17 protein-coding genes are annotated in these 23,165 nt (G+C 40.3%); 2 read left to right on the forward strand and 15 right to left on the reverse strand.

Annotated features, from left to right (window positions below; genetic code table 11):
• Positions 1-6: 6 nt before the first annotated feature.
• Both BSAG_RS02005 and BSAG_RS02000 read right to left on the reverse strand, forming a co-directional pair.
• Positions 7-567, reverse strand: a complete 561-nt coding sequence (locus BSAG_RS02005) for an NADH peroxidase (protein ID WP_004315957.1) — start codon at positions 565-567, stop codon at positions 7-9.
• A 22-nt stretch (positions 568-589) separates the two neighbouring features.
• Positions 590-1,018 carry a Fur family transcriptional regulator gene (locus BSAG_RS02000; protein WP_004315958.1) on the reverse strand — a complete coding sequence of 143 codons (429 nt, stop codon included), beginning with the start codon at positions 1,016-1,018 and terminating at the stop codon, positions 590-592.
• Positions 1,019-1,282: 264 nt separating this feature from the next.
• Here BSAG_RS02000 and BSAG_RS25375 point away from each other — a divergent pair, with 264 nt between their 5' ends.
• Entirely contained in the window at positions 1,283-1,429 is a 147-nt protein-coding gene (locus tag BSAG_RS25375) for a hypothetical protein (RefSeq protein ID WP_008018500.1), read from the forward strand.
• A gap of 3 nt (positions 1,430-1,432) precedes the next feature.
• On the opposite strand, the gene BSAG_RS01995 is transcribed toward BSAG_RS25375, so the two are convergent.
• The 9 genes from BSAG_RS01995 to BSAG_RS01955 are packed head-to-tail and all read right to left on the reverse strand — an operon-like array spanning position 1,433 to position 16,271.
• Positions 1,433-1,915 (reverse strand): lipocalin family protein, encoded by a 483-nt coding sequence (locus BSAG_RS01995; RefSeq protein ID WP_008770893.1) that lies wholly within the window; start codon positions 1,913-1,915, stop codon positions 1,433-1,435.
• Between the two features lie 32 nt (positions 1,916-1,947).
• Positions 1,948-2,760: a DUF1573 domain-containing protein gene (locus BSAG_RS01990; protein ID WP_004315959.1), complete on the reverse strand. Its 813-nt coding sequence runs from the start codon at positions 2,758-2,760 to the stop codon at positions 1,948-1,950.
• An 11-nt stretch (positions 2,761-2,771) separates the two neighbouring features.
• A complete protein-coding gene (locus tag BSAG_RS01985; RefSeq protein WP_004312039.1) occupies positions 2,772-4,829 on the reverse strand; it encodes a S8 family serine peptidase in 2,058 nt (685 codons plus the stop codon).
• 3 nt (positions 4,830-4,832) lie between these two features.
• On the reverse strand, positions 4,833-6,542 hold the full coding sequence (locus BSAG_RS01980; RefSeq protein ID WP_004312040.1) for a hypothetical protein: 1,710 nt from the start codon (positions 6,540-6,542) through the stop codon (positions 4,833-4,835).
• A 20-nt stretch (positions 6,543-6,562) separates the two neighbouring features.
• Positions 6,563-9,256: a DUF4458 domain-containing protein gene (locus BSAG_RS01975; protein WP_004312041.1), complete on the reverse strand. Its 2,694-nt coding sequence runs from the start codon at positions 9,254-9,256 to the stop codon at positions 6,563-6,565.
• An 11-nt stretch (positions 9,257-9,267) separates the two neighbouring features.
• Positions 9,268-10,824, reverse strand: a complete 1,557-nt coding sequence (locus tag BSAG_RS01970) for a DUF5003 domain-containing protein (protein WP_004315960.1) — start codon at positions 10,822-10,824, stop codon at positions 9,268-9,270.
• A 17-nt stretch (positions 10,825-10,841) separates the two neighbouring features.
• Entirely contained in the window at positions 10,842-11,756 is a 915-nt protein-coding gene (locus BSAG_RS01965; RefSeq protein ID WP_004310821.1) for a DUF4984 domain-containing protein, read from the reverse strand.
• Between the two features lie 21 nt (positions 11,757-11,777).
• Positions 11,778-13,307: a RagB/SusD family nutrient uptake outer membrane protein gene (locus BSAG_RS01960; protein ID WP_004310820.1), complete on the reverse strand. Its 1,530-nt coding sequence runs from the start codon at positions 13,305-13,307 to the stop codon at positions 11,778-11,780.
• An 18-nt stretch (positions 13,308-13,325) separates the two neighbouring features.
• The gene (locus BSAG_RS01955) at positions 13,326-16,271 is read right to left on the reverse strand and encodes a SusC/RagA family TonB-linked outer membrane protein (RefSeq protein WP_004310819.1); all 2,946 of its coding nucleotides are present in this window, start codon (positions 16,269-16,271) and stop codon (positions 13,326-13,328) included.
• A 645-nt stretch (positions 16,272-16,916) separates the two neighbouring features.
• Between BSAG_RS01955 and BSAG_RS01950 the strand changes: the two genes are divergently transcribed.
• Positions 16,917-18,842, forward strand: a complete 1,926-nt coding sequence (locus BSAG_RS01950; RefSeq protein ID WP_008018502.1) for an NAD(+) synthase — start codon at positions 16,917-16,919, stop codon at positions 18,840-18,842.
• A 183-nt stretch (positions 18,843-19,025) separates the two neighbouring features.
• Here BSAG_RS01950 and BSAG_RS01945 read toward each other — a convergent pair whose 3' ends face one another.
• From BSAG_RS01945 to hisD, 4 genes are read right to left on the reverse strand one after another with little or no spacing between them, the layout of a single operon-like run.
• Positions 19,026-19,589, reverse strand: coding sequence for a dual specificity protein phosphatase family protein (locus BSAG_RS01945; protein ID WP_004315962.1), 564 nt, complete (start codon positions 19,587-19,589; stop codon positions 19,026-19,028).
• Positions 19,590-19,615: 26 nt separating this feature from the next.
• Positions 19,616-20,740 (reverse strand): bifunctional histidinol-phosphatase/imidazoleglycerol-phosphate dehydratase HisB, encoded by a 1,125-nt coding sequence (gene hisB, locus BSAG_RS01940; RefSeq protein WP_004315963.1) that lies wholly within the window; start codon positions 20,738-20,740, stop codon positions 19,616-19,618.
• Positions 20,741-20,743: 3 nt separating this feature from the next.
• On the reverse strand, positions 20,744-21,841 hold the full coding sequence (gene hisC, locus BSAG_RS01935) for a histidinol-phosphate transaminase (protein ID WP_050427313.1): 1,098 nt from the start codon (positions 21,839-21,841) through the stop codon (positions 20,744-20,746).
• The gene (gene hisD / locus BSAG_RS01930) at positions 21,801-23,090 is read right to left on the reverse strand and encodes a histidinol dehydrogenase (RefSeq protein WP_004315965.1); all 1,290 of its coding nucleotides are present in this window, start codon (positions 23,088-23,090) and stop codon (positions 21,801-21,803) included. Before hisD ends, hisC begins: the two co-directional genes overlap by 41 nt.
• Positions 23,091-23,165 lie beyond the last annotated feature (75 nt).

Genomic DNA, 23,165 nt, shown 5'->3' on the forward strand with positions numbered 1-23,165 from the left:
GCTTAATTATTTCTTATCACCGAAATAACGGTTGTATAATCCTTCAAAACCTTTACCGTGACGAGCTTCGTCTTTGCACATTTCGTGTACAGTGTCATGGATAGCATCCAGGTTCAGAGCTTTAGCACGAGTTGCAATGCGTTTTTTGTCTTCACATGCACCTTGTTCAGCGTCTTTACGTTTCTGCAGGTTAGTTTTAGTATCCCATACGCAGTCACCCAACAGTTCTGCAAACTTAGCAGCATGTTCAGCTTCTTCCCAAGCGTAACGTTTGAAAGCTTCAGCTACTTCAGGATAACCTTCGCGGTCTGCCTGACGGCTCATAGCCAAATACATACCAACTTCAGTACATTCTCCCATGAAGTGATTGTTCAGGTCCTTAATCATTTCTTCGTCACAACCTTTTGCAACGCCGATAACGTGTTCGTCAGCAAAAGACAATGCGTCACCTTCTACTTCAACAACTTCTACGAACTTGCTGGCAGGAGCTTTACACAATGGACATTTCTCAGGAGCTGCGTCACCTTCATGAACGTAACCGCATACAGTACATCTAAATTTCTTCATTTTCTTCTCAATTTTAAATTAATTAGTCAATACGTGTTTCTTTATCTTTACTTAAGCAATTCTTGCAAATACCTTTATAATAATAATGAACTTCCGATACCTGATGACCATCCATTTCCAGATTTTCCACTTGTTTAATCGCTTCCGGACATTTCAAATCATAAATATGTCCGCAACGTTTGCAAAGGAAATGGGAATGTACAGAAGTATCCGCATCAAAATTTGTATTCTTTTCGTCAATCGTAAGCATTAATGCCGCACCCTGTTCGGAAAACAATTTCAAAGTATTATAAACCGTTGTCTTTGAAAGTGTCGGCATTGAAGGAGACAATGCTGTGTAAATATCATCAGCCGACGGATGAATCGGATGCTCCATCAAATATTCCATGATAGCGATGCGTTGCATGGAAGGCTTGATATTATGCTCTAATAATCGATCGTATGGTTTCATTATCTTCCTTTCTTTTCAAAGTTGTATTCATTACAATTATAAATCCAATGCAAAGATAAGAAGGCTTTATTTTATTTCCAAATAATTCATGACTTTTTTTATGACATGGCTAATTATAATTAGGTGAAGAGATAAATTATTTATTCATAATGCTCAACTAGTAAACTTCTATCATCTTCGCTACATACACAGAAACATAATAGCATACGAAAACTACTATAAAGATTTTTTCAATATTTTAGATGAATCAACAAAAAGGATATTATGAGCGAAAAAGAATTAAAAATGTTTGATATGAATGCACAATTAAATGCTGCATTCAGCAAAGAAGGTTCTTCAAAGCGTAAAAAAAGAGGATTCACAACATTTTCAATAAATGAAGTGAATCCTCTTTTTCTTTCAATAAGTTAAATTTTAATTATCTATATCATCTCTAGCTTCTTCTACAATTTTAGAAGGAACTCCGTCACAACGAACATATTTAGACACATCTCCTGCATCATCTTTCACCGTCCAAATCATAGTTCCTGCTGGCAAAAGTTCTGTTACGATATACGAATTGTTCCAACGACCGCCCAAGCTGTTATTATATTTACCGCTAATAATATATCCCAAATAAGTATCTTTCTCTATCTCGAATATCCCGCTAAGAAAACGAGCATACATACTATCGAATTTCTGGTACATCTCAAAAGTTTTATCTCTACGGACAAAAGTTATATAACAATAAGTACCATCAGCCATAGGCTCTCCATTCCACTCTACTAACCGCCAAGTACCATTCAGATTGGCGGGAGTTACTTCCAGCGTTTCCACTTTTACTTCTTCATCGTCATCACAAGCCATAAAGCTAAACAAAAGCATGCATAATGGTATTATTCTGAAAAGAATTCTCATATTATAGTTTTTTTAAATGTTAATCAAAAATATTATTGTAAACGTTTGATAGTTACTCTGACCAAGCGATCTGTCAATGGTGCGTCGACCCCTTCAACAATAAAATTGAACTGCAGCCCATTACCTAAGTTGTCAGGCAATTTACTACCATCTACGGTTATCACGATGTCTGCCTCCTGCCCTGGCGGTATAACTTCCGGTTCTGTTTGAAAAACAGCGTATGGAGGAAGCATCTGCGCAGAAAGCTTCAAAGGTTTCTTCCCGATGTTAGCACATAAAATGCGTTCAGAAGGGCAAACATTAGAGGTCATTTCCGAAAAGACAATTTGTTTGCGTTTCATACGCAAGGTTCCCATTGTAGAAGGAAGATATCTCCATTCATCGGAACAGACAACCTCACCTATCAACATCAGACGCGCTACCGGATGTTTTTCTGAAATATCCGTATACACAAACGCATATGTTTCTACAGTTCCGATGCGATTTTTAGGATTATACACCAATGTAACCATACTTTCCATTCCCGGAGCAAGTGTTCCCAAACTGAACGCTGCTGCTGTACATCCACACGAAGTGGTTATCTTCGTGATCCGTACATTCTTGCCACTGACATTGCGAAACGGAAATGTGTAGGTTCGGGGCGCATCGGTATCGTATATACTGCCAATATGTATACGGAGAGAATCGAAACTGAACATCTCTCCTCCCTCTTTCAGTAAAGGAGGATTAATCAACGAATCAACTTCTACAGACTGATAGGCTATTCCCTGCGCCCCAAGGTAGTGGGCAGGGAAAAAGACCATCAGCCAATAAAGCAAATAATATCTCCATTGCCTATTCTTCATCTATCAAACTATTACATCCAACCACTATCATTCGCATTTTTGCGGACAGTAATGGTGAAGGATTGTTCCTTTCCGTCGCTTGTTCTCATCGTAGCGCTTGTCATACCCGCAACAACTCCTTTCACTTTCAGTATAGTACCTTCAAGGGTAACAGTTGCCTTCGACGTATCGCTAATCTCGCATTCGTATATTAGATTTTCTCCATTCAGGAAATAACGTGCCAAGTCTATTTTTACGATTTTATCGATTCCGACATACAGATTGGGCATTTTCATATCCGACCCGCTTCCGGCAATAGCATGCAATAATGCACCAGCATCAACCAGTTTACCCATTTTGCCCCTATAAGAAGAAAGGTCCATTCTTGTTGCCGACCAGCCCGGAGAATTATGCAAATAATAATAGGTCTTATAACCTTTATAATAGGAATCCACCTCTCTCGCCGTTTGTTTCATCAAGTTTATAAACTCCTGCACCTTGAAGTGGCGACGTTGTTGCAAAGCATACGACAAACCGAGTGCAGCCACTCCCGACACATGCGGGCAAGCCATAGACGTACCCTCATTGTAACCGTAGGCTGCTTTGCCTTCCACCACTAAAGTAGAGAGGATCATTCCCTGATCAATGTTCACATTATTACCATCAGTATCTTCACCCGGAACACAATGATATTCGCTATCACCACCAGGAGCACAGAAATCCACTTCCATCCCATAATTGCTGAATGATGACGGCGTATAGTCAGCTGCAATAGAAGCTACCGAAAGGCATCCCTCATAAGCTGCCGGATAGGAAGACATATATGAGTATTCATTGCCTGAAGCAAAGATGGCCAATCCGCCCTCAATCACCCCGTTAGGAGAACCTGCATTATGGATAAAGTAATCCAGTGCCTCTTTTTCCAATGGATAAGTCTTTGACCACTCTTCGTCAGTGGCAGGCCCGGGTACATATCCTTGCAACGGATTGGAATAAGCGGAGTTATATCCCCAACTGCATTGAAGGATTACGGCACCGTTATCGGCTGCATACTTAATAGCTCTCGCCTCATTCACCATCTTTACCTGGGAATTACCATCGAAAACCTGACAGGACATAATCCTCACTCCCGGTTTGGTTCCATTTCCTCCGGCAATGCCGCTGACTCCTATACCATTATGATTCACGGCAGCTATCGTTCCCGCCACATGAGTGCCGTGACCAGTATCTTCGGCTGCTTGCCAACTGATGATCCCGCTATTTTTTACGAAGTTGTAACCATAACGGTCACCCTTATAACCATTCTTGTCCGCATCATCGTCCGAACCCAATACCTCGCTTTCGTTCACCCACATATTAGCCTCCAAATCAGGATGCTTCCACATAACACCTTCGTCAAGCACGGCAACAATGATTTCCGGATCACCCGTACACAGTTCCCACGCTTCTTCACAATTAACGTCGGACCCCACAATAGCAGGAGCTTTCTCAGTTACAAAGCTATAATCTCCTCGGTTTATATATCCCCACTGATGCGGTAATAGCTCATCATTGAACTTAAAACCGTTATCTGCCGCACGCGTTTTCATCTTATTCAGAGCAGCTTCCGATACCGGAACTGGTTTCTTTTTAGGATTATATGCCCGCTGAATGGTAGGATTTATTTGAAGTTTCGAAATTTCGCCCAATTTAGACAGTTTTCCCATAGCTTCTTTCAAATCTGTGCCCTTATCAAAACGCACCAAATACCAAAGATGCAATCCGGCTTCACGGCTCTTTTCTTCGGTGCGCGAATTGACAGGAAAAACGCGTTCGAAGTCATACGCTCCTAAAATAGAAAGCACCTCGTCCGTTGACGGAATACCCGACCGGGTAGAGGCTCCCACCGCACGTATTTTCATCGTATGGTCGAGAATCTCAGTCATTTCGGGGACAAACTTAACCAATAATTCCCCTTCGGCAGCCCCTTCCGGTATCACTATATCCGGAGTGACGGGAACTACCGGAGCATCATCGTTTAAGTCGTTGTCACTGCAAGCTCCTGCCAACAGTGCAAACGTTGTCATTATATATATATATATTTTCTTCATATTCTAGTCTTTGAGTTCATATTTTTCCTTGAATTTAGGGAAGGCTTCAAAATACTTGTCGAAATTAGTCGGCTCGTTATCAAACCTTACCATTTTTCCTTCTGAATTTAACCCTTTTTCCATCTGGTTATAAATCAATACCTCCGGATCCCATTCTATCAAATGAGGATGATACAACACCCACTCAGGCAGATTACCGGTAAAGAAATTCAAGTTGACACTAAGTTTTCTCATTTTCGGAAGTATCTTAGGAATATGGGCGCCCTCATTTACCAAATACTGTATAGTATCACCGCCAAATGCTTCTACATCGGCCTGTGAGTAACCGGTCACTCCGTCCACTCCTATTTCAAAATCAGGCAATGTTCCTTCTATAAAGTTGTAGGACAACCTTAACTCTTCCAAATTATCCCACATAAACAATCTACGAAGTGTATTATCATCTTTGGTATTAAAGAACAAACCGATACCATCCGGGTATTTGACGGGATCTTTCGCATTTCTAAGATCAGAAATAACCGATCTTCTATTACCTATTAAGTTGAGTGACTTCAGTTTCGGGAAATTCTCCTTCGTAATAATAGAAGGCACCGAATTGAAGTTGTTACTACTTAAATCCAACGTCTCAAGCCGATCACCTAATAGGACAAGATTATCCGAAATTGCAGACAATCCGTAAGCACTTACAGTCAAAGATTTCAAATACTCTAAACCGCACACATCATCTTCCAACGTAATGCTCTTAGTTGCCGTATTAGAGTTGCCAAAGAAAGTCAAGCTTTCCACATACGTCAGGTAGTGCACTTCTTGCGGAACTGATTCTTTGGTATTAATCATATTAAAAGACACAGAACGTACACGTCCCACTACATTTTCGCCCTTCGGAAGTCCTTCATCACCTTCTTCCCACAATACTACATTGTCCCAATATCTCATGTTCTCACCCGGATTCCAGTTGTTACCTATTTCCAAGCGTTCTCTGATAGTGAGCAACGTCAATGAGTCGCCCGAGCGATTGTCCTCAATCCTCGGTGAAGCTTTCTGAGAGATCGTCAACACAGCAGGCTGTTCCAGTTTATCTTCGGTGCTTTTAGGTGTGAAATGAATTTTAGCTGTACGAATGTCAAAATCCGGATTCATCGTCCATTCAACACGGATTTTAGTTGTACGCGGACGAGAGCCACGATCTAAATCAACAGTGGGATCTTCAGGCAAAGTGAGCCACTCTTTTTCTGGAATAACATCATATTCCGTATTCATTTTGAACGCAACATTTGTGGTTACGATCACATCAAAATGGCGATTGTCATAAGTATCTGATGCTTTGATTTCCACATCAGGCTTTTCTATATAAATCATCTTGCCATAACCAGTTTGATGCACCGTCATCACACATGGCGCCTGCCCCTGAGGTATAAAACGTATTTCTGCTTTACGCATTCCGTTAATTAAGGTCGAATCGATAGAAACCGTACACTCAGTAGCACCGAAACCATTAGCAGGAGAAATGTTCACCCAAGGTTCCGACGCACTGACAGCCCATTCGCCTCCCGATGAGACGGTTACTATATCCTTGCCACCGTCAGCACCCATCGTGATATCTTCCTTATCTATCGAGAATCCGGTAATACCACTATCGTCATCATCTTTACACGATGCCACAGCAGCCATGTAAACGAATAATCCTAATGCTATCTTTACTAAATATTTCATTGATTTTTATTCTATTTTGTTTATTTATCCAAATCAAGCGCATCACAACCGCGGATGTCCTGCGACTTATCATAAATCAACGTATATTGTCCAGCTCTAATATACGGACATATCCCGCTCATGTCAATCGAAATATTCGGATTATCCTTGATTTCAAACAACACGATAGTCGACGAAATGGTATCATCAATTTTACGTAAATCATTTGAACCGATATAAAAGACCTTAAGACTCGGATTTTTATAAAGTCCCGTAGGCCATTCACGCAGTGTTCTATTACCGTTATCATCCCGTTGGTGGCTAATGCCGAACACTACCAGATAATTGATAGACAGCGGTTGAGAAGGGAATTTGGAGAATCTATTATAGCTTAAATCCAATCCGTACAATATCGGCATATTAATCACATAAAAATCATCTGTCAGCGAACTTAACTTATTATAAGTCAGGTCAAGGCTAGTGAGATACTCCAAAGACGTCTTTCCCTTCAGTGCCCCTTTAGGAATGGTTGTCATACCGTTGGCGGAAAGGTTCAGTGTTTGCATCGGTGATTCTTTCTCAAACAAAAGTTTAGGGAATATCGTAAATTTGTTATGGTGCAAATTTACAGTAGAAGCATTGATACCCCGATGATTCTCACCATCCTCAAATTTATCTATCAGATTGTTAGAGAAGTCTACTGTCCCCATCACGTAATCGGACTTAGCATTGAAAATATTCGGCACTTCCGTCAACTGATTGTTTGTGCAACTTAAAGTTTCCACATCATTCCAGCCGAAGAAATATTTCAATCCATTGCCATCCTCAACACCCGGGATTTCTTTTATTTTATTATTATCCAGATACACTTTCATGAGTTTGACTTCCTTGCCAAAAGGATGTAATATTTCAATTTCATTGTTAGTACAATCCAAAAGTGTTAATTTTTTCATTTTCTTCAGAAGACCATATTCAGGAAATTCTTTAAGCTTATTATATCCCATATAAAGAAGCTGAATCTTATCTGCACACTGTGAATCTTCTCCAAGCAGCGCTTCCCAATCACTTTTCAATTGGTCTCCATCTATACTCGGATTATGAGCAATATTGAGTGAGACCAATTCAGGCAACTGCTTCAACATATCTACAGGCAGTTTTTCCAAGTGAGGACAATTGTAGATTTCTATATCCGTCAAAGTTGCCATATTCTTCCAATTCCATTCCTCCTGTTCCTCATAGTAAGGCGAATCAGGTTTCACATTCACAAAGAGTCCATCACTTCTGACAGGTGAATTAGATATAAAGAATTGTTCCAATTTCGTCAGCCTCATGATAGCTTTAGATACGCCAGTAATTTTATTCGTCAAAGCACCAAACTGCACATCTTTCGTAGAAATACGACTGCTCTTGATGGGACTCATTTTCGGATTATCGTTAATTCCTTTGCGTAGAATAGTAGACAAATCTTCCCGAGCATCCCTAGAAAGAAATTTCGTATCATAATCCATTCGCATAGCCTTACGTTGTTCGTCGCTCATGTTGACGGAATAGTTGTCGAACAAGTGTCCACCGAGCTTTTCATCATGTGTTCCTAATGATAAAATTCTCAATTCAGTGAATTGTCCAATTTCATCGGGCACAACGCCCTCAGCGCCAAATCCGGCAAGCGATATTAGAGCTACGCGACCATTCTCCAACAACTGCACACCGGGCTGGTTACCCCACATGTCAATATCCTTATTGAAATTCCAATTAACTCCCATCGGTGCGGATTCCCCATAATACTTCCATGACGGACCGCCCATCTTTTCCCAAATAGCTTTCAGTGCTATATAATCTTTAATATATTCGGCTGTTTCGTCAAGACGGATAGGTACTTCCGCGTCCTTTGTCACTTCATTATCTTTCACGACAAACGACTTGGAAGTCTGTACAGTTGCCACCTCCAATGAATTATTAGCCTTTTCATCCGAATAGGTTTTGTAACTGCTTATTTGGTACGTACCTGCTTTCAGCCATGCCACTGTGTCGCACTCTGCATAAGACGTTTCCTGGTTTCTGTCGCCATATCCGTCGGCAGGCTCATCGGTAAAGTCTTCTACATATTTTACCCGAATCTTTTCTATCGTAGTCAGCTCTTGAGTGAAAAGGTTCTTCACTGTGATATCAATTGATAAAATATTGCTCAATGGATATGCTTCATCCTCAGCCGCGCGAGTTTTCACAAAGTCCTTCACCAATTTAAATGTGACCATACCTCGTGACACTGCATCTACACTCAACTTTTGAGTATGCAAACCGTCAGCAATAATCGTAAATACATTATCCTTTCCGGCAGGTCCGGCATATAATACATTATCCAACTTATCATACAAATAATAACCAATGATAGTATAGGTTCCTGTGAGCAACTTCAACTTATCACTACGCAATCCGAATTCTGCATTTTCTGCATTGTATGAATCCAGTAACAAAGTCTGAGTAATAGTTGAACCATTGTATTGCATGACAACTTTCACTTTCTGTGCATCGCTTAGCTTATCTAGCTTATCGGTCACTGCACGAGTTGTCGTACCTTTGTCCATGGATGCACTCTTTAATAACTTAAACTGCACATATCCATAAGTGGATTGTAGCGGCTCGTCATCATCAGAGCATCCTGTCACCACCGTCATTGCCAATAAAGAAACAATGAGGGGAACAAAGAATAATATGGAATATAGTTTCTTATTCATTTATTCAATGATTAATTATAATTTGGAGTAACAATAAGTACTTTTTTTATTTCACCATCTTTCTCAATCAGAATATGGAATTCTTCTGTCAAAGTACCCTCAATAAAAGCATTCAATGATGTATCACTACCTTCACAAATTTTTTCCGAAGTTATATCTTCACCATTACGCATTACTTTAAAATTCCATTCTAATTCGAAATCACCCTCTAATGGATCAATGGTAACCCCGCCTTGAGCAGAAGGCCACTCCATAGTATAAATATCACTTACATCTGGATATAAATTTATTATATCGGTATCAGTAACCTTCGTACAAATAGCTTCTTGTGTATTCCAACTTGAATCAAAGTAAGTCACTTTAAACGCCTGTGCCACCTCTTGCTTTTTCTCTTTCTGCACAAAATTAATCAAAAGATTATTTTGTTGATAAGTATATTTGATATCCTGTTCGTATGTTTCCATATCCATTTCTATCAAATTTTCCCATAATTCATCTTTAATTTCATCATATAACGCTTGAGGTAATAGTAACACGTATCCTTCTCTTTCTTCAGAAGAATCATTGACTTTCAATCGCAAATTACCTTTTTTATCATCTTCAAGTTTTATCCAGTCCACTCCATCTTCTTCTCCAATTTTCATCTGCACCATTCCATATTCAACCACTTTCTGAATGTACACCGGAACTACTTCATCATTCAAAGCCTGCACGGTATAGGGTATAAATTTATTATAAGTAGAAGTTGTAGTAGAAGCACTGGCTCCTGCACTGCTTGTTTGTATGAATGTCTTGCCATCCAATGACACTTCCCAATTCCAAGGATTAGAGTTAAGTATCTTAATTTTTTTCGGATCCATACCTTTATATACCAAAGGGAATGAATAAGACATAACCCCATCTTCGTCGGCAAAAGTCAATGTACCATTTTGTACATACTTTGCATACAGAGGATTATCAATCACTTTGACCTCACCTTTTGTCATTTCATTTACAGTACCTACAATAGCATTGCCGGCTACCTCCAACCATTCCGGTCTGTTAGTTGCAGCAAAACGGAAGTTAGCCTTTACTTGAAAAGGTTTATAATCATCATATCCGACTTCTATTTCTTGGATTTCATTGCCTTCCATATCGTAAATCTTCAATTCACGCGTTTTATTATCACGCACCACATCAGCAATAATCGCCTTATCCGCTCCTATCATCATAGTCAAATGAGCAACGGTAGGTGCATCGAACGCCACAACTTCATCGGTAATCTTTAATGTCACAGTCTGCTTTCCAGCAGTTCCCGACAAAGAATAATCTTCATGACCATCATTCATAAACCGGCACCATGTAGCCGAAGAAGTCAACTGCCAGTTGGCATTCGCTTCAAAATTCAATTCTTTTGTATCACCATATACACAATTGACAGTTTGTTTTTCGGGAAAAACCACTTTTGCTGCATCGTCGTCGTCCGAACAAGCACTAATGCATAACGCCATGAACAGAGCCGTGAAACAGCTTTCCAAACTGAACTTCCGTATATGCGCAACCAAGTTTCTTTGTTTAAACTTTCTCATATTTCTATTTTTTATTATTATTTTAATGAATTATTGACGCCTTCTTCGATAAGAATTTGCGCTTCGTCATCACTGACCCATTTCACTACATTTATGTAAGTACCGACTTCATCTTTTCCAGCAGGCATACCTGGTACATGTAATGTCATATACTGGAAAATAAATCTTTCACAACTACTATAATAAGAGAGGTAATACCCTGATTGATATGCCCACACTTCCCAATCACCATAAATTGTATCAAAAGCTTCCATAGTAGAAGCAAACGGTTGATCTTCCATTTCAATCAACGGATTAAGCAGGTCGTTGGTAGTAAACTTCACTTTGAGGTCATATCCTTTATAGAAGTAGTCTTTCATAATGATAGTGTTTTCTGCATTGGGATCAACTTTTGTACGAATTAACCGCTGGCTTACATCCTTCATATACGAACCAAAATAAGTAGAAGTTACTATTAAAGCATAACCTTCAAACAAATGAATATCAAACGGACATACTTTCTCCAAAATCACCTTCGTTTCGGTTCCATAGAGTTCCCACTTAGATTCTTCCTTACTGACCAGTTGGAGAACCATTCCCAACGAATCGGTAACCTCTATATTATCATAAATACCACGTATGCGAACATTCGCAGTGCGCTCACCCGCCTTGATGGTCACCGTGTTTGATTCGAGAGAAAAATGCCGCCCTTCCACCGCATTCGTCTTTTTATCCAAAATCTCCACTCCTAACGTTCGATCGTAGCTACAAGCTTCGGTAGCCGCCACTGGTATATCGAAATACTCCTCATTGTTTTGAACCGGAAGTACGGTCAATGTATCGGAGAACATGATATAATCGGGACCGCTATATGTAACATAATCGGTGTCGCAACCGGTGAATCCGAACGCGAAGGCGAATATGGCTGATAATCCAATAAAAATCTTTTTCATGTTTATTGATTTTAAAAACTATTATTTATTGCTTTCATTCGGTTGAATGTCTGATCCCGGTGCATCCAACTCATTTTGAGGAATAGGCCATACAAAGCGCGGATCGTCTTTCTCCACTTTCAAACTGCTACCATTGTCCAGTGACTCGCTCTGCGGCTTTCTTTCAAATCCTTTGTGCCAACGTTTTAGGTCCTGAAGACGGAAACCTTCCATATAAAGTTCCTTCACACGTTCTTGTTCGATTACCTCCAAAGCATTCTTCTCAGATACACTCACGCCACCGCTATACGAAGAATAACGCGCAGCACATAAAGTTCCGAGATCTTTGCCTGCACTTCCGTAGTCGGGTGAATTTTTAAAGCAGTATGCTTCCGCACGGATAAGGTATTGCTCTGACAATCGAAATGGTTTCGGCATAGAGACGTGACGAATGTTATAGCTTTCCATGAGAGTGGTATTTCCCCAATATTTCTGAAGTAATGACCATTGCAATGCATGTGGATATCCTGTTAGATATGTTTGGAAAAAAATTGAGAAACGAAGATCGTACGGATCGTATAATTCTAAGGCCCATTTTGCAGGTACATAGTCAGGACGTACTGTTGAATAATCATAATTAAAAAATATTGTACCTAAAGCCCCGCCATAAGAAGTAGGTGTAAAACCCACCTTCCAAATTATTTCAGTCGAAGCATCATTCGTCCACATATACTGATAGAAACTCTGGCCGGTACTTCCATATTGTATAGATGCACTTGAAAGCACATAATAACCACTGTCAATGACTTTGGTGGAATACTTGATTGCCTCAGTATAATGCTTCATATATAAAGCAATCCGAGCACGGAGAGCATAAACCGTATATTCATTAATATACGTAGTGCTGTAAAGGTCGTCCTTTGACACACTGTTTTCATCTATTTTCAAGTATTCAGCAGCCAATTCAAGATCATCCAGTACAAATTGATAAGAATCTTTCAACGAAGCACGACGGGTATTGTCTACCGAATCATAATGAGAAGTAAGCACTACTCCCAGTTCATTTTCTGCTTCCCCATCACTTTCATATGAATTACAGAATAGCTTAATTAGTTCGGAATAACACAACGCCCGAGCAAAAAGGGCTTCACCGTGAATCATTTCCAGTTTATCGAGTGCGTCATCGTCCGTCGTGCTTTGCTGTACTCCCGGAATATAATCTAACAAGAAGTTACAACGATTAATAATAGCATACAAAGCTCCATATACAGCCTCGATATCTTCATTGGTAGCTAATATATTCCAACGCCACAAATCACCGTATTGATTCGAATATCCGGTAACGGCATACACAAGATCGGTCTGCAAATCGGGCAACAACGTCAGACGTCCGCTATAGAGCGAAGCATCCTTAAATGCCGCATAGATGCCAATAATTGCCTGATTAGCATCGTCCACTGTTTTGATAGCCTGGCCGGCTTGGATAGCATCGTCGGGATACTTGTCCAAACATGATACGGAGCCAATGCCCACAGCTATCAACAACAAATAAATCTTTATCTTATTCTTCATTGTTTTATAGTTATATGTTTAGAATGAAACTTCCAGACCAAAAGTAAACTGGCGAGTTGAAGGATACTGTGCCTGATACATATTGCTCACACCTTCAGGATCAAGCCCTGAGAATTTGGTGAATGTGAGCAGATTTTGTCCTTGCACAAACACTCTCAAATGCGTCAAAAAATTAGTCTTTTTAAGCAATGCTTGAGGGAAGTTGTAACTAAGCATCAAATTTTTTAATCTCAAAAAAGAGGCATCTTCCAAAAAGCGAGAATCCATTTGCGGAGTAACTCCATAACGAGGTATATCCGTCACGTCACCCGGCTTCTTCCAACGGTCATAAAGCAATCGACGGGACTGATTATATGTTTCAAACAGCCCGTTTCCTTCATCCAGATAACGGTCATTGTTAAACACCCAACGATCAGCCACCCAACTAAATTGTGCAGCCAGTGAAATACCTTTCCACGTTAATGTCGTACCAAATCCACCTTGCCATGGAGCCACAAAGCTCTTGCCAGTCATCACTTTATCAGAATCTCTGAATTCTGTTGTTATCTCACCATCTTTTGTATACCACAACGCATCGCCATTAGCAGGATTGACTCCAGCATAGCGATTAATATAAAATTCAGTAGATGACCGACCTACCACATACTTAAGATTGGTACTTGCAATTTCGTATTCATCTACTCCATTATAGAGCTCGGTAATTTTATTCTTATTATATGAGAAATTTGCGCTCAGATTCCATGAGAAATCTTTTGTACGGATAACATCACCGTTCACCATGACTTCCACACCCCGGTTGACCATTGCTCCGATATTGTCCCAACGGCTTCCCGAACCATTCACTGCATAAGACTGCGGAACATCCATCAACATATCCGTAGTCTTCTTATTATATAACTCAACGTCCAAGTTTATCCGGTTCCAAAAGCCCAAATGCAAAGCCAAGTTAGTGGTCCATGTTTTCTCCCAACTCAAATCGGGATTACCGCTTTGAGCAGGGTAAATACCAGTTTCACCCATATAGTCCATTCCGCCTTTCACCAAAGACTGCCATGCATAATAGCCGATATCCGAGTTACCGGAAGTACCCGTACTGAGAGCTAGACGAGTGGTTGTCAACCATTTACACTCATTTAGAAACTTTTCTTTCTTAAGGTTCCACATCAATCCGACAGACCAGAAAGCACCCCATCGATTGTCCTTACCAAAACGGGAAGAAGCATCAGTACGCAATGAAAAGTCTACATAATAGCGACCATCATAATTATACTCGCCTCTTCCGAAGAAAGAGAGGTATGAATAGGAATAAAGGGTTCCTGCCGCCGTATCCGACCAAGAGGCAGCTAGCGTACCATTCGAAATATTAGTAAGAAGATCATTGTTCTGTCCTCTCATAGAAATGGAGAATCCTTCTGACTGGGCATCTACTCCTTCCTGTCCTAATAAAAAATTAAAAGAATGTTTTTCCCTCAATGTAAACATGTAATTAGCAGTATTAGTAATTGTCAGACTCAATCTGTCATTAGAACTACGCCCGGCATTCCCCGAACCATTATTTGTGGAAAAACTCGGAAAGGATTGTCTAAACGCTGTCATATGCGCATAATCTGCAGCAAACTGTGACTTTATGGTCAAGCCTTTAATGGGATTTACTTCGGCATATAAAGTGGACAATACTTTATATTTTTTATAACTAACAGGATTATTCCGCATCCAATCGAGCGGATTTTGATTGGTTCCCGTCCAACTGTCATCTTTAGTTGAAGCTATCGATCCATCTTCATTATAAGGATTCCAGTAAGGCATCATAAAGTGTGAAGCAGAAATTGGAGTTACTGAAGTATATTCTCCAGTCTGCGCCTGTTCAATATCTTCATAAGACACAGTGGAAGTAGTACCAACTTTAAGCCAATTACTAGCTTTTACGTCTGCATTTGCACGCATATTATAACGTCTGAATCCTGACCCTTGTGCAATTCCATCCTGGTCAAAAAAGTTACCCGACACATAATAATTTAAACGGTCAGTAGCACGGTTCACCGATACTTCATAATTTTGCAGCATAGCTTTGTCATTAAATACCACATCAAGCCAATTAATATCGGTTTTACGAAGAAGATCATAGTCTTTTCCTTTATCCAATCCCACTTCTTTCTCAAACAGAATACGTTCTTCAGTATTCATCTGGTTCCATTTATCCTGAGCCAACTGAGAGATGCCCAATTGAGTACGAAATGTTACTTTAGCTTTGTCTAGGGCCAAACCGCGCTTTGTAGTTATCACCACCACACCGTTTGCCGCACGCGCTCCGTAGATAGAGGTAGAAGAGGCATCTTTTAATACGGATATCGATTCGATATCACTTGGGTTCAAAGTGTTGAAATCACCACTAGATACAGGCACCCCGTCAAGGATAAACAAGGGAGAAGTCCCCGAACTCAAAGAATTGATACCTCGAATCTGAAATGAAGCAGCTACACTCGGTTCACCAGAACCGGACATAACCATTAATCCCGGTGCCTGTCCCTGCAATGCCTGGTCAAAACTGGCAGCAGGTACATTTTCCATTTTTTCCGCCCTCACAGTGGATACAGAACCGGCTATTGTACCTTTTTTACGTACACCGTACGCTACTACCACTACTTCGTCCACCATCTGCGCGTCATTTTCCATTGTCAAGTTTATACGAGTAGAAGCAGTCACCTGCTTATCTACCGTTTTCATACCGACATAAGAAAACTGCAAAGTGGCGGGAGATTTCGTCACTGTGATACTGTAATTACCATTCATGTCGGTAATTACTCCGTTCGTCGTACCCTTCTCCAAAACAGACACACCAATCATCGGCTGATTGTCTTCCGCCGAAATAATGTGTCCCGTTACCTGATATCCACCCTGTGCAAAAAGCAACAGGGGGATACTTGTCAGAGTAAAGAGTACAAACAAGAGAATTGATTTTCTCATCTTTGATACTTTGATTTTAAATTAATGAAATTGATTTATTTTTATAGATTTATCTACAATAAGGAATACGCAGTCTTTGCGTAGAATAATACACTCCTTTCCCAAAATCGGTTTATGCATTTTCTGCACCGACTTGGGACAGGCTATTATTATCTATAAATATAGAATAGGAATAGACTAACTTGGCAAATTCTTAATATTGCGCCAAATATCCAAATAGATTTTTCGTGTTACTGCTGTGTGAATTAAATGTATGACCATCTGCTCTCTTAAGTTATAAATTAAACACTAATATCACTTGTTCTGTTTAGGTGTTATACACTTCTAATATTGTTTTATTTTGGCTACAAATATATATATTATATTTAAATAAAAGAAACAATATGTCGCATATTTTATACCAAATTTCCACTTATATCTTTTTGATACATATTTAAGTACACAAACCCATAAATGAAAATAAATCCACAACATATTTCAATGATAGTTGAATATAAACGTTCATTTTGATAGTTACTTTAATTGCTCAAATAACAACATCACAACTCATACAAAATAGCTTATTAAGAGGATTCAATATAGAAAAGATAATTATTCAAAACTATTTCCTATTTTTGCACTCATTATATATAAATAAGGTATAAGATGAACTACGGATTTGTAAAAGTAGCTGCAGCCGTGCCACACGTAAAAGTGGCTGACTGTAAATTCAATGTAGAGAAGATAGAAAGTCTGATTACAGTGGCTGAAGGAAAAGGAGTGCAGATCATTATTTTCCCGGAAATGAGTATCACCGGATATACTTGTGGTGACCTATTCGGACAACAACTTTTGCTGGAAGAAGCAGAAATGGGGCTGATGCAAATTCTGAATAACACCCGTCAATTAGATATCATTTCTATTGTTGGCATGCCTGTCGTTGTCAATTCGACAGTAATCAATGCAGCCGTAGTGATTCAGAAAGGGAAAGTGTTGGGAGTTGCAGCCAAGACCTATCTGCCGAATTATAAAGAATTCTACGAACAACGTTGGTTCACATCAGCGCTTCAGTTGACTACAAACAACGTACGCCTGTGTGGACAAATCGTTCCCATAGGTGCAAATCTGCTTTTTGAGACTTCAGATACGACTTTTGGCATTGAGATATGCGAGGACCTTTGGTCTACTATACCTCCAAGTTCCTCACTGGCACTGCAAGGGGCAGAGATTCTGTTCAATATGTCTGCTGATAATGAAGGCATTGGAAAAAACAATTATCTTTGTTCTCTCATCAGCCAACAATCTGCACGTTGTATTGCCGGATATGTATTCTCGTCTTGTGGCTTTGGAGAATCTACTACCGATGTGGTTTTTGCCGGTAATGGGCTGATTTATGAAAACGGTTCACTGCTTGCACGCAGCGAACGTTTCAGTATGAAAGAGCAACTGATTATCAGCGAAATTGATGTGGAACGCATCCGGGCAGAACGCAGGATAAATACTACCTTCGCCGCTAATCAGGCAAATTTAGGAGACAAGAAGGCGGTTTCTATCGCAACAGAATTTGTCAACAGCAAAGAACTGACCTTAACCCGGAAGTTCAACGCCCATCCTTTTGTACCACAAGGAATTGAGCTAAATGAACATTGCGAAGAAGTATTCTCTATCCAAGTGGCCGGACTAGCACAAAGATTAGTTCACACCGGAGCCAAAACAGCCGTAGTTGGTATTTCAGGTGGATTAGACTCAACACTGGCACTGCTCGTCTGCGTGAAGACTTTCGATAAACTGGGATTGTCCCGGAAAGGTATTCTTGGAATCACAATGCCGGGCTTTGGTACGACCGACCGCACCTACCATAACGCCATTGATCTAATGAAATCATTAGGTATATCCATCCGTGAGATTAGTATTAAAGATGCCTGTATCCAGCATTTTAAAGACATAGAACATGACGTGAATGTGCATGACGTTACATACGAAAATTCTCAAGCGCGCGAACGTACACAAATACTAATGGATGTGGCCAATCAGACTTGGGGAATGGTTATCGGCACAGGGGATTTATCCGAACTTGCATTGGGATGGGCTACTTACAACGGCGATCACATGTCCATGTACGGGGTAAATGCGAGTGTTCCCAAAACACTTGTGAAATATTTAGTACAATGGGTGGCAGAAAACGGTATGGACGAAAACTCGAAAGCTACTTTGCTTGATATTGTAGACACTCCTATTAGCCCGGAATTGATTCCGGCGGATGAGAACGGAGAAATTAAACAGAAAACAGAAGATTTGGTAGGTCCTTATGAACTGCACGACTTCTTCCTATATTATTTCTTACGTTTCGGCTTCCGGCCTTCCAAGATATTCTATTTGGCAAGAACGACATTCAAAGATACGTATGATGAAGAAACCATCAAGAAATGGCTTTCCACTTTCTTCCGTCGTTTCTTCAATCAGCAGTTCAAACGTTCTTGCTTACCGGACGGCCCTAAAGTTGGAAGTATTTCTATTAGTCCACGGGGGGATTGGAGGATGCCTAGTGATGCCAATTCAGCTATGTGGCTTAAAGAAATAGAGAATTTATAGGGAAGTACAAACATCAAACTATTCTCACTGCTATGAGAAAAAATACTCATTACTATGAGAAGATTTTCTCATTATAGTGAGAATTTTTTCTCATAGCAGTGAGAATAGTTGAGAAAATATAACGCCTCATCATAGCTTCGATACAACATTTTAGCAAGACATGTATCTGCACAAAATTACATACTAAAATCCCTCTGTACACATAACTTTTCTTCTTATTTGCTCTATATCCGCTTCTTTAATCCTCCGAATGATATTTTTATAAATACGATGAAAGCCAAAACCGCCTTCAGTCATTTCATGAATCGCGTCTTCTTTTGAAACATTCTGAAATACCACTCGATAAAGTGCGCAAACAGCTCCTGTGCGATCTGATCCGTGATGGCAATGGATAACAATCGGCGCTTTACGATTCTTTATAATACGCAATGCTTCAATCAACTGTTCTTCATTGATGGAATGAGCTTTGGTCTTTACCCGATGAAGCTTTACGTTTGTTCCTGCGGCTTCATCATCATCACTATGTCTATTACGGAGATTGAGAGCTTCGCCAATACCATACTTTTCTAAAGCTTTAAAGTCTTCATGCGAAGGTTGCTCTGAACGATATACACCCGAATCGATCTTGTACAGATTGGTTAATTCACTATCAGGAAGAGTAATCTTCTCTACTTTCAAATTCTGACTAAAAATAGATATAGAGAAGATTACTCCCAAAAGTAGGCTCAACAGGATTCTTTTCTGCATAAGTCTATATTATTATTATAAAAAGATCAAAGTACTCCCTTGCTGGATGGAAGTTCAAAATGATAGATATCTCTTTTGATTGCCATTTTCAAGGCACGGGCAAGGGCTTTAAAAATACCTTCTATCTTATGATGTTCATTTTGTCCTTCCGCCTTGATGTTCAGATTCATTTTTGCCGCATCACTTAGTGACTTAAAGAAATGAAGGAACATTTCCGTTGGCATCTCCCCTATCTTCTCACGCTTGAATTCGGCATCCCAAACCAGCCAGGGACGACCACCAAAGTCCAGACAAACCTGACAAAGACAATCATCCATTGGTAAAGCATAGCCGTAACGCTCAATTCCACGTTTACTACCTAAAGCCTGGTAAATACATTCTCCTAATGCAATAGCAGTATCTTCGATCGTATGATGTTCATCTACCTCCAGATCTCCTTTCACACGGATTGTCAAGTCCATACCGGAGTGTTTTCCAATCTGCTCGAGCATGTGGTCGAAAAAGCCAAGACCGGTAGAGATGTCACAAGCGCCGTTTCCATCCAAGTTCAAAGTCACATCAATATCTGTTTCTTTTGTTGTACGACGTACTTCCGCTTTCCGTTCTCCGGCAAAAAGGAATTCGGCTATCTGATCCCAGTCGGTCGTTGCAAGGGCGCAGACTTCTTCCAATCCTTTTTCTTTCAGGGTTTCAGGTGAATTTTGCAGATAGATTGCCCGGCAACCCATATTTTTGGCAAGTTCCACATCCGTAGGACGGTCGCCTATAACAAAACTTCCGGCAAGATCGTATTCCGGATTATTTAGGTACTTCGTCAACATTCCGGTACGTGGTTTACGGGTGGGCGCATTATCTTCAGGGAAACTACGGTCTATCAGAATCTCATCAAAAGTAATCCCCTCTCCTTCCAATGTTTTAAGCATCAGATTATGGGCAGGCCAAAACGTTTCTTCCGGGAAAGAAGATGTACCCAATCCATCCTGATTGGTGACCATCACAAATTCAAAATCAAGTTTGCTGCGGATAAAACCTAAATTACGAAATACTTTCGGATAGAATTCCAACTTCTCCAATGAGTCGAGTTGGTAATCTACAGGAGGTTCGATCACTAACGTACCATCTCTATCTATAAATAATACTTTCTTCTTCATAAATTATCCCGGGTATTTTTTAAGGGTGGCTAATAGTGTATTATTCTCTACACGGGTACCGACAGTCACACGCAAACAGTTGCAGCAAAGCGAAATGTTATGGCGATTACGCACAATAATTCCTTCACCTACCAAATAATTGTAGATTTTCACGGCATCCGTCACTTTTGCCAAAAAGAAATTCGCATCAGACGGAAACAGTTTAATGGTACATGGAAGCTTTTCAAATTCCGCTTCCAGATAGTCACGTTCTTCCTTCAGAGTTTTCACCCAACGTTCTATCTCATAATGTTTATGCAACATGGCGATGGCTTGCTGTTGAGTCAACTGGTTGACATTATAGGGATATTTGATTTTACTAAGAATATCAATAATCTCTTTGGAAGCAAAAGCCATTCCCAAACGGATAGCAGCACATCCCCAGGCTTTGGAGAATGTCTGAAATACGACGAGATTAGGATATTTATCCAACTCTTCGAGGAAAGACGGAGCTTTAGAAAAATCATTGTAAGCCTCATCCAACATTACCAATCCTTCAAACTGACAAAGAATCTTTTCTATTTCGGAACGAAGCAGATCATTTCCCGTCGGATTATTAGGCGAACAAAGGAAAATCAGTTTGGTATGCTCGTCGGTAGCTGCCAGCAATTTGTCAGCAGAGAACTGGAAGTCATCATCCAACAAAACTTTCCGATATTCTACATCGTTTACATCGGCACAGACCTGATACATTCCATAGGTAGGATCGATAGCTACTACATTATCTTTACCCGGTTCGCAAAAAGCACGAAAGACCAAGTCGATGGCTTCATCACTGCCGTTTCCGAGAAAAATATGTTCGGGAGATATTTTCTTAATTTTCGACAACAATGTTTTCAGTTCACACTGCATAGGGTCCGGATAACGGTTGTGAGGCGTATTGTACGGATTTTCGTTTGCATCCAGGAAAACAGAAGCGGTGACTCCTTTATATTCATCACGTGCCGAAGAGTAAGGCTTTAATTTCCAGATATTCGGCCGGGTTAATTCTTGTAATGTTTTCACTTCTTTAAATTTTAAGTTATGAATTTTGAATTGCTTTGAGACGAACTGTGACCGCATTCTTATGCGCGTCCAAATGTTCGTTAGCCGCCATCTCCTCAATAGCGGGACCAATAGCTTTTATTCCTTCCGGAAGAATTTCCTGGAACGTAATCTTGCGGATAAAACTATCCAGACTGACGCCGCTATATGCTTTGGCATAACCGTTGGTAGGCAAGGTATGATTTGTTCCGGAAGCATAGTCACCGGCACTTTCGGGAGTTAACGATCCAAGGAAAACAGAACCGGCATTTGTTACACGCTCTGCTACTTCCATGTAGTTTTCCGTTTCTATTATTAAGTGTTCCGGCGCGTATGCGTTAGTCAGTTCCAATGCTTCATCCAAATCCTTTACTAAAATCAGTTTACTATTCTCTAATGATTTTGCAGCAATTTCACGACGGGGCAATTCGGCTAATTGACGTTCTACTTCCGCCATTACTTCTGTTTGAAGCTTCTCGGAAGTAGTAATCAATATAGCCTGACTATCTATTCCGTGTTCTGCCTGTGACAAAAGATCTGCTGCTACAAAAACCGGGTTGGCAGATGCATCAGCCAGAACTTCGACTTCAGAAGGACCGGCAGGCATATCAATAGCTACATCACGCAGGCTTACCAACTGTTTGGCAGCTGTCACATATTGATTACCTGGACCAAATATCTTATATACTTTAGGTACACTCTCCGTTCCATAGGCCATAGCGGCAATAGCCTGCACACCACCAGCCTTGAATATTTTACTGACACCTGCCAGTTGCGCAGCAAAAAGAATAGCCGGATGAATATTTCCATTCTTATCGGGAGGCGTGCAAAGTACGATTTCCTTGCATCCTGCAATTTTAGCCGGAACAGCCAACATCAATACAGTTGAGAAAAGTGGTGCTGTTCCACCCGGAATATACAATCCCACTTTTTCGATTCCTACCGATTTTTGCCAGCAAGTCACACCGTTCATTGTTTCTACCTTCTTTCCGATAAAACGTTGGGAAGCATGAAAGGTTTCAATATTTTGTTTTGCCAGGGAGATGGCTGCTTTCAGTTCATCGCTTACCAATGTTCCGGCAACCTGTATCTCTTCAGGAGTCACAGCAAGCGCAGACAAGGTGACTTTATCAAAAGTAGCTTCATATTCCAAGACGGCTTTGTCACCTTCTGCTCTTACCTTATTTATAATAGAGCGAACAGTGTCAAACAAATTTTCCGTATTCAGTGCCGGACGTTTCAAAAGTTCCGTCCACTGTTCTTTTGAGGGATATTTAATCAATTTCATAGTTTATATCTTATTAGGCACGGATTTCACGGGTTACACGGTATCTGGGATTAGCGACTACATTATCTGTGTAAT

Origin of the sequence: Bacteroides sp. D1, from assembly GCF_000157095.2 — a bacterium.
In the GTDB taxonomy this organism is placed as follows: Bacteria; Bacteroidota; Bacteroidia; order Bacteroidales; family Bacteroidaceae; genus Bacteroides; species Bacteroides xylanisolvens.

Excerpts from the sequence above, each read along its gene's own strand:
- BSAG_RS01960 (WP_004310820.1), bottom strand. The coding sequence starts at position 13,307 with ATGAAGAATAAGATAAAGATTTATTTGTTGTTGATAGCTGTGGGCATT.
- BSAG_RS01975 (WP_004312041.1), bottom strand. The coding sequence starts at position 9,256 with ATGAATAAGAAACTATATTCCATATTATTCTTTGTTCCCCTCATTGTT.
- BSAG_RS01965 (WP_004310821.1), bottom strand. The coding sequence starts at position 11,756 with ATGAAAAAGATTTTTATTGGATTATCAGCCATATTCGCCTTCGCGTTC.
- hisD (WP_004315965.1), bottom strand. The coding sequence starts at position 23,090 with ATGAAATTGATTAAATATCCCTCAAAAGAACAGTGGACGGAACTTTTG.
- BSAG_RS01990 (WP_004315959.1), bottom strand. The coding sequence starts at position 2,760 with ATGAAGAATAGGCAATGGAGATATTATTTGCTTTATTGGCTGATGGTC.
- BSAG_RS01985 (WP_004312039.1), bottom strand. The coding sequence starts at position 4,829 with ATGAAGAAAATATATATATATATAATGACAACGTTTGCACTGTTGGCA.
- BSAG_RS02000 (WP_004315958.1), bottom strand. The coding sequence starts at position 1,018 with ATGAAACCATACGATCGATTATTAGAGCATAATATCAAGCCTTCCATG.
- hisC (WP_050427313.1), bottom strand. The coding sequence starts at position 21,841 with ATGCGGTCACAGTTCGTCTCAAAGCAATTCAAAATTCATAACTTAAAA.
- BSAG_RS01950 (WP_008018502.1), top strand. The coding sequence starts at position 16,917 with ATGAACTACGGATTTGTAAAAGTAGCTGCAGCCGTGCCACACGTAAAA.
- BSAG_RS25375 (WP_008018500.1), top strand. The coding sequence starts at position 1,283 with ATGAGCGAAAAAGAATTAAAAATGTTTGATATGAATGCACAATTAAAT.
- hisB (WP_004315963.1), bottom strand. The coding sequence starts at position 20,740 with ATGAAGAAGAAAGTATTATTTATAGATAGAGATGGTACGTTAGTGATC.
- BSAG_RS01970 (WP_004315960.1), bottom strand. The coding sequence starts at position 10,824 with ATGAGAAAGTTTAAACAAAGAAACTTGGTTGCGCATATACGGAAGTTC.
- BSAG_RS01945 (WP_004315962.1), bottom strand. The coding sequence starts at position 19,589 with ATGCAGAAAAGAATCCTGTTGAGCCTACTTTTGGGAGTAATCTTCTCT.
- BSAG_RS02005 (WP_004315957.1), bottom strand. The coding sequence starts at position 567 with ATGAAGAAATTTAGATGTACTGTATGCGGTTACGTTCATGAAGGTGAC.
- BSAG_RS01980 (WP_004312040.1), bottom strand. The coding sequence starts at position 6,542 with ATGAAATATTTAGTAAAGATAGCATTAGGATTATTCGTTTACATGGCT.
- BSAG_RS01955 (WP_004310819.1), bottom strand. The coding sequence starts at position 16,271 with ATGAGAAAATCAATTCTCTTGTTTGTACTCTTTACTCTGACAAGTATC.
- BSAG_RS01995 (WP_008770893.1), bottom strand. The coding sequence starts at position 1,915 with ATGAGAATTCTTTTCAGAATAATACCATTATGCATGCTTTTGTTTAGC.